Origin of the sequence: Gillisella vitis (genome assembly GCF_001541345.2) — a bacterium.
GTDB lineage: Bacteria > Pseudomonadota > Alphaproteobacteria > Rhizobiales > Rhizobiaceae > Allorhizobium > Allorhizobium vitis.
The window spans coordinates 42,698-56,541 of record NZ_LMVL02000002.1 but is presented as its reverse complement, the minus strand read 5'-3'; the positions used below and the strand labels follow the sequence as shown (position 1 = coordinate 56,541).

The 13,844-nt window shown below is 58.1% G+C and carries 11 protein-coding genes; 4 read left to right on the top strand and 7 right to left on the bottom strand.

Features of this window, described 5'->3' with window-relative positions; all coding sequences use genetic code 11:
• Positions 1-36: 36 nt before the first annotated feature.
• Complete coding sequence (gene ybaK / locus ASB66_RS05060; RefSeq protein ID WP_060719420.1) at positions 37-510, bottom strand: Cys-tRNA(Pro) deacylase; 474 nt, start codon at positions 508-510, stop codon at positions 37-39.
• A gap of 48 nt (positions 511-558) precedes the next feature.
• On the bottom strand, positions 559-918 hold the full coding sequence (locus ASB66_RS05055) for an ArsC family reductase (RefSeq protein WP_060719421.1): 360 nt from the start codon (positions 916-918) through the stop codon (positions 559-561).
• A 346-nt stretch (positions 919-1,264) separates the two neighbouring features.
• Here ASB66_RS05055 and ASB66_RS05050 point away from each other — a divergent pair, with 346 nt between their 5' ends.
• A complete protein-coding gene (locus tag ASB66_RS05050; protein WP_147274010.1) occupies positions 1,265-1,633 on the top strand; it encodes a hypothetical protein in 369 nt (122 codons plus the stop codon).
• A 53-nt stretch (positions 1,634-1,686) separates the two neighbouring features.
• On the opposite strand, the gene ASB66_RS05045 is transcribed toward ASB66_RS05050, so the two are convergent.
• A complete protein-coding gene (locus ASB66_RS05045; RefSeq protein WP_234613423.1) occupies positions 1,687-3,090 on the bottom strand; it encodes a nicotinate phosphoribosyltransferase in 1,404 nt (467 codons plus the stop codon).
• 403 nt (positions 3,091-3,493) lie between these two features.
• Between ASB66_RS05045 and ASB66_RS05040 the strand changes: the two genes are divergently transcribed.
• Positions 3,494-5,671, top strand: coding sequence for a hypothetical protein (locus tag ASB66_RS05040; protein ID WP_060719424.1), 2,178 nt, complete (start codon positions 3,494-3,496; stop codon positions 5,669-5,671).
• Positions 5,672-5,717: 46 nt separating this feature from the next.
• Here ASB66_RS05040 and ASB66_RS05035 read toward each other — a convergent pair whose 3' ends face one another.
• The 3 genes from ASB66_RS05035 to ASB66_RS05025 form a co-directional block, all read right to left on the bottom strand.
• On the bottom strand, positions 5,718-6,665 hold the full coding sequence (locus tag ASB66_RS05035; protein ID WP_060719425.1) for an AEC family transporter: 948 nt from the start codon (positions 6,663-6,665) through the stop codon (positions 5,718-5,720).
• A gap of 112 nt (positions 6,666-6,777) precedes the next feature.
• The gene (locus ASB66_RS05030; RefSeq protein WP_060719426.1) at positions 6,778-7,272 is read right to left on the bottom strand and encodes an acyl-CoA thioesterase; all 495 of its coding nucleotides are present in this window, start codon (positions 7,270-7,272) and stop codon (positions 6,778-6,780) included.
• 163 nt (positions 7,273-7,435) lie between these two features.
• Positions 7,436-8,860, bottom strand: a complete 1,425-nt coding sequence (locus ASB66_RS05025) for a phosphomannomutase (protein ID WP_060719427.1) — start codon at positions 8,858-8,860, stop codon at positions 7,436-7,438.
• Between the two features lie 721 nt (positions 8,861-9,581).
• Between ASB66_RS05025 and ASB66_RS05020 the strand changes: the two genes are divergently transcribed.
• Both ASB66_RS05020 and ASB66_RS05015 read left to right on the top strand, forming a co-directional pair.
• Positions 9,582-11,108 (top strand): alkaline phosphatase family protein, encoded by a 1,527-nt coding sequence (locus ASB66_RS05020; protein ID WP_060719428.1) that lies wholly within the window; start codon positions 9,582-9,584, stop codon positions 11,106-11,108.
• Between the two features lie 203 nt (positions 11,109-11,311).
• Positions 11,312-11,938: a ribonuclease D gene (locus ASB66_RS05015; protein WP_060719429.1), complete on the top strand. Its 627-nt coding sequence runs from the start codon at positions 11,312-11,314 to the stop codon at positions 11,936-11,938.
• Positions 11,939-12,017: 79 nt separating this feature from the next.
• Here the strand turns inward: ASB66_RS05015 and lepA are convergent, their stop codons facing one another.
• Complete coding sequence (gene lepA / locus ASB66_RS05010) at positions 12,018-13,841, bottom strand: translation elongation factor 4 (protein WP_060719491.1); 1,824 nt, start codon at positions 13,839-13,841, stop codon at positions 12,018-12,020.
• Positions 13,842-13,844 lie beyond the last annotated feature (3 nt).

The window sequence follows — 13,844 nt, the reverse complement described above, 5'->3', positions numbered from 1 at the left end:
GAATTGAAGGCAAAAACACCGCCAACCAATCAAACGTCAGGCGATCACAGGCGCGGCAATGGCGTTGAGCGCGACTTGCGCCGCCTTTGGCTCCAAACGCACCTGCAAGCCGCGCTGGCCACCATTGAGATAGACATGCGGCTCGTCGAGTGCCGACAATTCGATCACGGTCGGCACCAATTTTTTCTGGCCGAAAGGGCTGATGCCACCGACGACAAAGCCGGTCAGCTTTTCGGCCGCGGCGGGCTTCATCATCGCGGCATGCTTTCCGCCGATGGCGGCGGCCAGTTTCTTCATGCTCACCTCCTGGTCGGAGGGCAGGACGACGCAGACAGGTTTGCCATCCACCTCCGCCATCAGGGTTTTCAGCACCCGGCGCGGCTCCTCGCCAATCGCTTCCGCCGCCTGCAAACCAATCCGCTCGGCGTTCGGATCGTAATCGTAGTGATGCACGGTAAAGGCAAGACCAGCCTTTTCCATTGCCAGTGTGGCGCGGGTCGATTTCGACATTGTTTGCCTCGTTACAGCGATGTAGACCCTGGAGCATCGGGCCGAAATTTAAGACCCGGCACCTGCGAAAACAACCTGATATTGCTCCGGTTTGAAGCCCACCGTCAGCGCCCCGTCCTTGTCCAGAACCGGGCGCTTGATCATAGACGGTTGGGCGAGCATCAGCTCCAGAGCCTTTTCCTCGGTCATATCGGCCTTGGCTTCCTCGGGAAGCTTTTTGAACGTGGTGCCCGCCCGGTTCAGCAATACCTCCCAGCCAAGCTTGGCACTCCAGGCCTGAAGGCTGGCGTAGTCGATGCCCTTGGCCTTGTAATCGTGGAAGACATAATCGATACCCGCCGTCTCCAGCCAGGTCCGCGCCTTTTTCATCGTGTCGCAATTCTTGATGCCATACAACGTGATCGTCATGGGTGCCACCTCATCCTTGTTGGCCCATGCCTATCAAAAACGGGCGCTGTTGCAAGCTCCGCAGCACCTGGATTTCATCACTCAAAGGGTGCGATCTCCACCAAAGCTGACGTCCGTCAAGGTAAAATATATCTTTCCGGTAATGTCGGTTTCATCAGTATTTCCTTAAAGATTTCGGCCTAGCTTTTGCCCTGGCAGCAAAACGGACGAAAGCTCGAGCCGATTGCCAAACATCGATGGGACAGGCTGGGCGCAACGATGTGTGCACACTCAAGCCATTGCCCGTTCAAGCTGAAGCCATAGCGACCATGGATGAAGCCATGTGCGCCTGACCTGTGTGACCATGATGGATACTGCATCAATTGCGAGAGACGGTGTTTTGCTTTCCTCGGCATCTTCCGCCCAGGCCTATCCTGTGGAACGGACTGTGCGGCTCGGAGCGGCACATGACGACAGCCAGCAGATCGGGTTCCTGTTCTCCACCCCTCAACGCCAGCTGCCGAGGGAGGAAATTCCACCACTGTCTGCGGAAATGATCGAGGAAATTGCCGAGATCAAGGCAGACGACGTCAAGGAAGAAGAGCGACTACCGGCCAATTGGCTCGATGCCATGTCCTCAAGCGAGGAGGACGGATCACCAGTCATCGAGCGTCCTTCGGGCTTCCTTGCCGACGACAATGGTCTCTATCGCATGTTCCTGCCCGACACCGTTTGAAGCAGAAACCCCAAACAGCACTTCAGAATTGACCGCCGATTCACGCCATCGCATCACATATCCATGCGATGCGGCGTCCGGGCTTTTGCTTTGATTTCGTCAAAGCTCCACTCTTTCAGCAGGCGGCCATTTTCCCAAACCGGCTGCAAATGATTGGTGCGACGGCCTAGATCCTCCAATGCAATGGAGGCGAACTCGTCTCCCTCCACGACGACGGCACGACGCCCAGGTTCCGGCATGCGTTCCTGCATGGTGACCGGACGGCGGGAAATGGGACGCCAACGCTCCTGCCCGTCCATGATGGCACTGCATTTCATCGTGAAGGAATAGGTCGAGCGGCTGACCTTCTGCAATTGCGATGCGCCGATGCCGAAGGAAATATTTTCCGCCGAAAAGCCCATGGCTTCCAGCCGACCGAGGATCATAGTGATATCGCGCAATGACACGCCGTCCGCCTGCAAGACCCGCACCTTGTCATCCAGAACCTTATAGCCTTTGGCATTCAAGCGCGTGCCGAACTGATAGGCGAGCTGGGCCACCGTCTGGACCGGAACATCGATCGGATCACCACTATCGGGCCGCACGATCAGCCTGCCGGGCTTGGAGCGCACTTTCTGTTGCAACGTTTTGCCCCAGATTTCCGACACCGCATTGTGAATGTCATAGCTGTCCGATACCACTGAATAGGCCGGATAATCGCCGAACCGGTCGATCATATTGGCGAAGGACTGCACTTCCTGGTCCTGGCCCCAGGCGATCATGGTCGTATGTTCCGAGGCCGGAATCGAGAGACCGGCCATCTCAGCGCCATAATAGCGGCGGGCATACAGCACGGCTTCCAGCGTGTCGGTGTGATCGAAATGCAGCAGATTGGCCACACCGCCCAGCCCGGCCTGCTCCAGGCTGGCTGCACCGCGCGCGCCGTATTCAAACAGCCGCGAACCAATAACGCCCGCCGGGTCATCACAGCTTTTATCGAGAAAGGGCTTCAAAGTCTGCTTCACATGGCGAAGCGAGCTGGCGACCGTGGACGGATACCACACCGCCCGTAACAGCGCCGTCTCAATATAGGAGGGCAACCAGAAACAGGCCGGATCGGTATTGACCACCTGCACCATCGGCACGCCGCGATGCAGGAAGCTGCCCTCTGGCAGCGCCTCGATGCGCAAGGGCAGGAAACCGCCATGGGCAGAGAGAATATAGTGCCAGCCAGCCTGGTCGAAAGGCTGGCCGTGCAGGGCGGCCAGCTCCCGCGCCTCATCAATATCGGCCTGGGTAATGGGCTGCGACAGATATTCCTTGAGGAACATCTGCAGGCCGAAAAACACCACTTCGGGTCGCAGGGATGCACCACGTGTTGTCACATAACCGCTCACAGCCCGGGTTCCGGGAGGATATTGCAGGAAATGCCCCAGTTTGTAGCTATCGGTGTTCAGGATCAGATTGATACGGCTCATCAGGCTCACCGGCATGTTGCAATCGGGCAGGGTTATGGTGTGGTGTATGCTACTTCATAATTCCCGAAACCGGAATCGATTTAAGGAGAAAATTAACCAGCAGATAGAACGGATTACGGTGAAACGCTCTCTCCGAGATGAGCAGATCAGAGCTTTAACATATTGTTAACCATGTGCGACCATTCTATCCTGATAAGGTGATTCGCAACTGCCTTGCACGGCGTCCGACGCAATCCCGCGTAGCTGGGGTGCATGGGTTTTCAGATCCGGTGCATAAGGTTCTGGGCCGGGGCAGCCGATATCAAAGCCGCATGAGCGGCTTTCCAGCACACTCTGCCCTTAAACTCCGGATTGCACGGCCGGGCCTTGGTTGACCAGGTCCTTCTGCAAAAAGGGATATGCTATGTTGCCTCCCGTTCAAGCTTTATCGCGCACTGCGCCAAATTTTCACGACAGCGCCACCGAGGCCGCCCTGTCCGACACGGCCATGAGCGGCTTGACGAGCGATAGCCTGATCCGGGTCGACCGGGAGGGCGGTTCGGCGATTGCCGGACGCATCAATAACCTCTTGCTCAACAGCCGGGAAAGTGTGCAAACGGATCTGGCGCAAATTGCCGATCTGGTTGGCCAATCGATCGGGCTGAAGCGTGATCCCGGCGAAACCGACGCAGCCTTTGCCCAGCGCTTCGCGACAGCCCTTGCCAATCTGGACGACGGCCAAAGAGCACGGCTTCAAACGCAGTTGACCCAAGCCCTGAAAGGATTGCAGATCGAGGTCCTGTTAAGGGTTCTCCAAAATACCGATGGTCCGGAAGCAGCCTTGCTATCCGCCTATATGGAAATCAAACGCAACAATAGCGGTGATCTGAAGGCGCTGAGTGTTGTTTCGTCCTATAGCCAAAATGGCGCGGGCCCCTCCAGCCCTCCACCGCCTCAATCCGCCGGGGCCCCGCCAGCATCGGGCCAGACAGCGGCACCGCAAATGGTAAATCCGGCAACAGCGCAACCCGTGCCAGCTGCCGGGTTAAGCGAACAGTCTCCAGGCCCGGTTGCGGAAAAACCCGTAACCACGGCACTCGCAGCGCAAGGCGCGGCGGTCTCTACCGCGCAACCACAAGCCGAGCAGGCGGCAGTCGTTGCTCAAACCGCGCAGATTGTGCCACAACCAGAAGACGTCACCACGAACCGCACGCCATCCACACCAATGCTTGATGGTACGCAGGGGGAGGAAACTCCGGTCGCTCGCAGCCCTTCGGCGCAAGCGCCCGCAAACCCTGAAGTGGCAGGGCGCCAGACGCCTTTGCAAGCTGTCCGCCCTGAAGCGCTTGCTGCCGCAATGGCGCTGGTGACAAACGAAACGACAACGACAACGACAACGACAACGACAGGCGCAGCACCAGCCACGGACAACAGGTCAATTGCTGGCAATATGGTAGAATCCGAAACGGTTATGACCCGCATGGATGACCTGCCGGAGGAAACAAGCACGGGACTTGCGGCCAAAGCTGCCACGGAGACAGGCTTGAAAGCGCCTGCTTTCGACCGCAATGGCCAGACTGGAACCTCTGGAATGACCGGAATGCCAGGAACAACCGGAACGCCCGTAGCCGTGGCGATGGGGAATAGCGCAGCACCGCCTCTTGCCACAGGCCTTGCACAGACAGGGCGGGAAGCCGCGATGGATGGCTTGGAGACACAAGCGACGAACCGAGCCTATGGAGCTTTCACCACATCTGCTCCATTGCAGGATAATCGCCAGGATGCGATCCCGCGCCGCAGCGATGATGACACTGGCGTCGATTCAATGGTCGCCACCGTGCTGTCTTTGAAGGGCTGGATGGATGTAACCGGAGCATCACTCCACCCCCCAACGACGCCGGAGGAGGATGCCGACACGGATTTGCTGCGCCAAATGTTTTTCCAGACGGAGGATATGCAGGAGAATGAACAGAACGATCTGCACCCTGCGATCAATGCTGATGCCCGCGCCAACCAGGCTACATTGCTGGAGATAAACCAAAGGCGTTTAAGCCAGATGCAAGCCGGCCAGATGCAGGCACATTCCTCGGCAAACCAGACACCAGCCAACGAAGCGCAGGCGGCATTGGTTTCCGTACGGCAAGAAGAGATTACCCGTGAGCAGGCCATTCTCTCCCTCGCCGGGGCACAGGCCATAGTGCATGCATCGGTTTTGCATGTACCGCCCTTCGTGCCGTTTCCAGTGGTAAGCTATCTCGCGGTTCAGGATGAACCCGGCCGCGGCAAGACTGAGAGTGTGGATGCCATCGAGGCCCTGGGCGACGACGACGCGCATCAGGACAACAATGGCCAGCACCAGCGGGACGGCTCTGCCGAGGATGAGGAAACGGCGGAAGAAGATGGCGGAAGCGCCGACGAAACCCTATCCGAAAACCAGCCTTATGCCCTGAGCGACGATGTCACACTTGAAACAGTCGACCACACCGACGTTCTGGAGCTTGAACCGGAGGATTATGCTGCCCCGACCTTGGCGCTAGCGGCGCCGCACGAAGACGCCCTACCCGCAGAAGCGCTTTATTGGCGGATCGCCGATCTGGCCTGAGCTTTTATAGCGCTCCCATTCTGGCTTTGTACGCAAAGCCTTCATATCACGCGCCCAGCAGCCATGCCCAGAACGTGACGGAAAACACCCCAAGCGCTGTTGTAATGGTGATGGTCGAGGCGGCCAGCGCATGGCCAACGCCAAAACGATTGGCGATCAGCCAGGCGTTGACGCCCGTCGGCACGGAAGACGTCAGCACCAGCGCCATGGTCCATTCATGCGGCAAATGCAGAAGGTGGCAGGCCATCCACACGGATGCGGGCATCAGGACCAATTTCAGGCCCGAGGTAACGCTGGCAATACCGACATTGCCGGTGACACGATATTTGGTAAGCGCCATGCCCAACGAAATCAGCGCCGCTGGCCCGGCCATGGCGGAGATCTGACTGAGCACGGTCTCGATTGTTGCAGGGATTGGCAGGCCGATTACATGCACCATAAGTCCGATGGCAAGGCCAATCACCAGCGGATTGGTGACAAGATTTCGCCCAACCTGGCGCAAGACGGCGAGCATTCCCCGCAATTGTACCCCGCTTTCCCGGCGCTCGGCATGTTCCATCAAGACCGTGCCGATCACCATCATCAAAGGCAGATGGACGGCCAGCAGAATGGACAAAGCAACGACACCGTCATTGCCAAGCATGCGGCTGACCAGGGGCAGGCCGATGAAGACATTATTGGCAAAGGCTGAGGACACTCCGGCCAGCACGCCAATCCGCTGGTCGCGGCCAAAAACCCGTGTCGCCACGAGATGACCGATGGTCCAGGTGACGCCCACTCCGGCAAAATAGGCAATCCACAACCGAAAAGGCGATGCGCCCTGAAAGTCAGCCTGGGTAATCGTATGCAACAGCAGAACTGGCACCGCGACCTTGAAAACAAATTCGCTCAAGGCGTCACCGATATCCACGTTCAGGAACCGGCTGCGCACCAGCGCCCAGCCGGAAAAGATCAGCAGGAAAATCGGCAGGACATTCAGGGTGATTTCGGTCATGTCATCGATCTGTTCCGGCGGGAGAGCATCTATGGGGCCGCAGAGAGCCGCAGGTCATAACGCAAAAAGGCGCCGGTTAGGGTTAAACGATCAAATCCCAAAGCATGATGTTTTAGTCCTGACCGGACAACTTGACCTGCTTGAAACGATGCTCGAATTCCTGACGCAGGGCGCGACGCTCACGGGCCGCCTTTTCCCGCCGAATTTTCGCCGGCGTCTCGGGACAGAAGGACGGAACGGTGGTTGGCTTGCCCTCGGCATCCACGGCAACCATAGTGAAATAACAGGAATTGGTGTGGCGACGTTCACCGGTGCGGATTTCCTCCGCCTCGACCCGAATGCCGATTTCCATCGATGTGCGCCCAGCATAATTGACGGAGGCGCGGAACGTCACCAGTTCACCGACATGGATCGGCTGACGAAACACCACCTGATCCACCGACAGCGTCACCGCATATTGCTGCGAAAAGCGCGAGGCACAGGAATAGGCGACCCGGTCGAGAATGTTCAGCAGCGCGCCGCCATGCACCTTGCCGGAAAAATTCGCCATATCCGGCGTCATCAATACCACCATTTCAAGTTCGCTGGGGTCGTGGCCGCGGTCCATCAGTCATCCTTTTTGCAATAAAATCATCCTGGAAATGGTGTAGCCGCAGTAGGCACGCGGCGGAAGAGAAAAGCGCATAATCGTCACTCGCGCTCCACGGACAGCACCCCGCCGGGAACTGCATCACGTTGTTTATTGGCCTTTTTATAGGGTTTTGGGTTTGTCAATCTGACCATTTTGCCAGCAAGCCGAGACCTTGGGCCAGCAGGCTGGCCGCCGATGCCTGGTCGCTTGCCTCGACATAGCAGCGCATTTCCGGGGCATTGCCGGAGGGGCGGAAATGGATGACCCTGTTATCGTCGAGCGTTACCCGTAAACCATCGATATCGCTGGTTTCCCGCACGGTCCCTATTGGTGCCAGAAAGGTGTTCAGGTTTTCGTCCAACACGCGCAGAAATGCCATCAGCGCGCTGCTTTTGTCCAAGGCGTAGTGTTCAAGACGGTCAGAAAGAGCAATCGGCAGGCGATAGTCTGACACCACGGCGGAGAGTGCGCGTTCGGTGCTCGCCGCTGCATAGAGCGCTGCCAGAATAGGTATAACACAATCGCGGGTCGGCAGAGCGGCAAGCCTTCCATCATGGACGGTGAAATCGGAGGCCAGCATCACGCCGCCATTCGCCTCAAAGCCGATCACACCGCTTTCACCCACTGAGAGCGCCGCATTCATGGCGGAAATCACATAAGGAGAGCCGACGCGGGTGCGTAGGACCGAAAACCCGCTTGCCGCTTCAATGCCGGAATTGGAGGTAACGGGTGTAGCAATCACCGTGGCACCCAGCAGGTTTGCCGTGATCAGGCCGAGCAGATCGCCGCGCAAGGGCACGCCTTTTTCATCGGCCACCAGCGGACGGTCGGCATCGCCATCGGTGGAGACGATGGCATCCAGGCCATGCTCGCGTGCCCAGGCGGCAAGCTTGCCGATTGTGTCCGGCGATACCGCCTCGGTATCCACAGGAACGAAGATCTCCGAGCGCCCCAGCGGCAGGACGGATGCGCCATAGCCCTCAAGCAGGGTCACCAGCATGTCACGCCCCACGCTGCTATGCTGATAGACGCCGATTTTCATGCCCTTAAAGGCGGCAGGGGGCAAGACAGCCATATTGCGTTTCAGAAACAGGTCGACGGCAACCGCGTATCGGTCTTCGCCTGCGCCATGCTCAACACGGTTAGCGGCCTCATCAGCCACCAACTCAGCGGCAAGTGCTGTGATGGCCTCTTCGTCAGCCTTGTCGATTTCTCCATCCGGCCGATAGAACTTGATGCCATTGCGGTCGGCAGGAATGTGAGAGCCTGTCACCATCAGCGAGGCAGCCCCGATCCTGCTGCCGTAAAAGGCCAGCGCTGGGGTGGGAATAGCTCCACAATCGACCGGCACCAACCCTTCCCGTTGCAGCGCACCCATGCAGGTGGCAGCGATTTCCGGGCTGGAGGGGCGAAAATCCTGGCCGATCAGCACGGTCGCGCCCGACTTGGCATAGCCTTTGGCAAGCAGCATTCTGGCAAATGCCGTTGCGTGCAGCGCCGAAATGCTACCGACCAGTTCTGTCGAGAGACCGCGCAGTCCGCTGGTGCCGAATTTTACCGCCATAGGGTCAAGCCTCGCTGTCATCAGATGATCGCCCACATTCTCTGCGCGGTCATCGCACTGAGGTGGTTCGATCAAGACTGTTTAAACCAATTCAAGGCAGACGAAAGCATCGTTTATGCATCGAACCGGATAAAACGGGGAACCGGATAAAACGGGATTGAAGAGAGAAGAGGCCGGAGCCAGAACGCAAAAGAGCCCGACGCGGGAGGAGGATGCGTCGGGCTCTTGAACTTGATCGGCAATTGGGAGGAGGAGTATCGCCGATCCCTTCAAAGCGACACTGGGAGGAGGAGTGCGTCGCTTCGATGATTTCAATATAGAGGATTTCCCGGAGATGAATATCGTTAATACCGCATTGCAGCAATGTATCCAGCGCATAGCGAAAGCATGAAAATACCGGCGTTTTGCGAAATCAATCAAGAAACGGTGGCTTTTCACCCTCCATCACCGCTCATCCGCTGGCGAGTGAGTAGAATTTGCGCACTTCCAATCGAGACGATTGCATAGCCCCCGGATCAAGCGCGGGCAGAGCTGGAAGATTGCCCACGAGCCCTAGCGGCGCAATGGGCTGAGAGACAAAGCCCCCTGCTGCAAGCCAGGCTCGCAAACCAAGCCCGCATGGACCTTAGAAAGACCCAAAAACCGTCCTAGGAAAACCAGATCCTCGCCGATATAAATTTTGCACATCCCGTCTGTGGCAAAACAAGCAAAGACCTCATCCATGCAGAAAAAGCCGAATATCCTGCTGATCACTGCAGACCAATGGCGGGGCGACTGCCTGTCAGCGGTCGGCCATCCTGTGGTGCAGACCCCCAATGTCGATCGGTTGGCGGCAGAAGGCCTGTTGTTTCACCGGCATTTTGCCGCAGCCGCCCCTTGCTCGCCAGCGCGGGCAGCGATCTATACCGGGCTTTATCAGATGAACAACCGGGTCTGTCGCAACGGCTCGCCGCTCGATGCCCGTTTCGACACGGTGGCGCTGGCGGCACGTCGGGGCGGTTACGATCCGACGCTATTCGGTTACACGGATGTTTCGCCCGATCCACGACGTCTGGCGCCCGCCGACCCGCATCTGACCAGTTACGAAGGTGTGTTGCCGGGCTTTACGGTTGGACAATTGCTGCTGGAAGACGACCGGCAATGGCTGAGCTGGCTGAAAAACCGGCGTGGCGGCGTGCGGCCCGGACGCGAACTCCATCAAACCGGACAGGATCGGCCAGTCCAGCCCAATCAGGAGCCACCGGCTTATAGTGACGAGGAAACCCCGACCGCGTTTCTGACTGAAGCTTTCCTGAACTGGCGCGAGGAGCAAACGCAGCCCTGGTTTGCACATATCTCCTTCCTGCGCCCACATCCACCCTTCTGCGTCCCTGAGCCGTATAACCGGATGTTTACCCCCGGCCTCGGCCCGAAACCGGTGCGCCATGCCACGTTGGAAGCGGAAATGGCCGTGCATCCGCTGGCAGAGCTGATGCTGCCGCACCTGTCGCAATCCTCTTTCATTGCCGGTGCAGAAGGCCGCGTCTGTGACTGGAGTTCAGAACAGATCGACGTGATCCGCGCCACCTATTACGGCATGATCGCCGAGGTCGATGCCCAGTTTGGCCGGATCGTCGATGCTCTGAAAGACAGCGGCACCTGGGACAACACAATCATCGTCTTCACCTCCGACCACGCCGAAATGCTGGGCGACCACTGGATGCTGGGCAAGGGCGGCGCCTATGACGGCAGCTATCATATTCCGCTGGTGATCCGCGATCCTGGCCGACCCGGCACTCATGGGCAGGTGGTGGAGGCCTTCACCAGTGCCGCCGACCTGATGCCGACGCTGCTGGACCGGATGGGCGTCAGCCCGCTCAATCATCAGGACGGCGGTTCCCTGCTGCCATTTCTTGCCGGCATCCAACCCGATGACTGGCGCGACCATGCGTTCTGGGAGTTCGATTTCCGGGAGGTGGTGACAAATTCCACGGAAAATGCCCTCGGTCTGAAATCCAGCCAGTGCAATCTCGCCGTGATTCGTGACGAAAAGTTCAAATATGTGCATTTTGCCGCAATGCCACCGCTGCTGTTCGACCTTCAGGCCGATCCGGGCGAGTTGACCAATCTGGCCGAAGACGCCGCATATGGTGCGGTAAGGCTGCATTATGCCGAAAAGCTGTTGTCGCTTCGCGCCGAGCATCTGGACCAGACCCTGGCCTATACCGAGCTTTGCGAAGACGGACCGGTGAGCAATCCGAAACTGTGAAATCATGATTTCAAGAACCGTGCTTGATATTCGGTATCGCTGCACGGCTGTTTCCGCTATACAGCGCCGTGCGCCATATATGGCGCACAAAGGTTCGCTGTAGCGCTTTATATCTGCTGCATAATTTTCTCCTTAAATCGATTCCGATTTAAGGAATTATGCAGTAGGCCGCACAAAGACCAAAGAGACAGCAGGAGACAGGCATGGCTTCCACCATTCGCTACCATGAAGGCGATATCAGCAGCGAAGATGCGGCGCGCTACACCCGCGCCATCGCCATCGACACCGAAACGCTGGGGCTTATCCCCCGCCGAGACCGGCTCTGCGTGGTGCAGCTTTCGCCGGGTGACGGCACTGCCGACGTCATCCGGATTGCAGCGGGCCAGCGCCAGGCCCCCAATCTGACCGCCCTGCTGGAAGACCCGACCCGGGAAAAAATCTTCCATTATGGCCGGTTCGACATCGCCGTGCTGTTTCATACGTTTGGCGTGACCACAACGCCGGTGTTCTGCACCAAGATCGCCTCGCGCCTGTCGCGCACCTATACCGACCGGCACGGACTGAAGGACAATCTCAAGGAAATGCTGGATGTGGATGTGTCCAAGGCCCAGCAATCCTCGGACTGGGCAGCGGAAACGCTTTCTCCGGCGCAGCTCGAATATGCCGCTTCCGACGTGCTCTATCTGCATGCGCTGCGTGACAAGCTGACCGCCCGTCTGGTGCGTGATGGCCGCATGGACCACGCCACCGCCTGCTTCGAGTTCCTGCCCACCCGCGCCAAGCTCGACCTGCTCGGCTGGGAAGAGACCGATATTTTCGCCCATAGCTGAACTGGCATCATCGTGATCGAAAAAGGCGGAAAACCTCCCGGTTTTCCGCCTTTTTATTGAACCCTGTCTATTTGACCGGTTATTCGTCGCTCATCTTCAGGGCAGCGATAAAGGCTTCCTGCGGGATTTCGACCTTGCCGAACTGGCGCATCCGCTTCTTACCGGCTTTCTGCTTGTCCAGCAGCTTGCGCTTGCGGCTGGCATCGCCGCCGTAGCACTTGGCGGTCACGTCCTTGCGCATTGCTGAAATGGTCTCGCGCGCGATCACATTGCCGCCGATGGCAGCCTGGATCGGGATCTTGAACATGTGCCGCGGGATAAGATCCTTCAGCTTTTCGCACATGTCGCGACCGCGCTTTTCCGCTGCCGAGCGATGCACCAGCATCGACAGAGCATCGACAGGCTCGCCGTTGACCATGATCGACATCTTGACCAAGTTGCCTTCGCGATAAGCGTCCAGGTGATAGTCGAACGAGGCATAGCCCTTGGAGATCGACTTCAATCGGTCGTAGAAATCAAACACCACTTCATTGAGCGGCAGTTCATAGGTCAGCATGGCGCGTTTGCCGACATAGGTCAGCTCGGTTTGCACACCACGACGGTCCTGGCAGAGCTTGAGGATGCCGCCGAGATAGTCATCCGGCGTCAAGATCGTCGCCTTGATCCACGGTTCGTGTATTTCCGAGATTCGCACCACATCCGGCATGTCCGCCGGGTTGTGCAATTCACGCTCGCTGCCATCGGTCATGAACAGCTTGTAGACAACCGAAGGCGCCGTGGCGATCAGGTCAAGGTCGAACTCACGCTCCAGCCGCTCCTGAATGATTTCCAGATGCAGCAAGCCCAGGAAGCCGCAGCGGAAACCGAAGCCCAGCGCTGCCGAACTTTCCATTTCAAACGAAAAGCTCGCGTCATTGAGACGAAGTTTGCCCATCGCTGAACGCAGATCTTCAAAATCTGCTGCATCGACTGGAAAGAGCCCACAGAACACCACAGGCTGGGCAGGCTTGAAACCGGGCAGCATGGTGGCTGTCGGGCGCTTGTCTTCCGTGATGGTATCGCCGACGCGGGTATCGGCCACTTCCTTGATCGAACCGGTGAAAAACCCGATTTCGCCGGGACCAAGACTGTCGACGGCCAGCATTTTCGGCGTCAAAACGCCGACACGCTCCACCTGATATTTCGCGTCCGTGCCCATCATCCTGATAGTCTGACCCTTGGTCAAAACACCGTCGATGACGCGCACCAGAACCATAACGCCCAGATAGGTATCATACCAGCTATCGACCAGTAGTGCTTTCAGCGGGCCTTTGTCGCCAAGCTCACTTTTCGGCGCTGGCAAATGTTTGACAATGGCTTCCAGCACATCGGGAATGCCAAGCCCGGTCTTGGCGGAAATCAGCACGGCCTCGGAGGCATCAATGCCGATGACTTCCTCGATCTGTTCCTTGATGCGGTCCGGTTCGGCGGCAGGCAGGTCGATCTTGTTGAGAACGGTGACGATCTCATGATTATTGTCGATGGCCTGATAGACATTGGCCAGCGTCTGCGCCTCGACGCCCTGGGACGCATCCACCACCAGCAGCGAACCTTCGCAGGCCGACAGCGACCGCGAAACTTCATAGGCGAAGTCGACATGGCCGGGGGTGTCGATCAGGTTCAGCACATAGGTTTCACCATCATTAGCCTTGTAGTGCAGGCGCACGGTCTGCGCCTTGATGGTGATACCGCGTTCACGTTCGATGTCCATGCTATCGAGCACCTGCTCCGACATATCACGCTCCGCCAGGCCACCGGTGGTCTGGATCAGGCGGTCGGCCAGCGTCGATTTTCCATGGTCGATATGGGCGACGATGGAAAAGTTGCGGATATGGTCGAGAGGCGTGCGGTTCTGTGTGCTCATGGC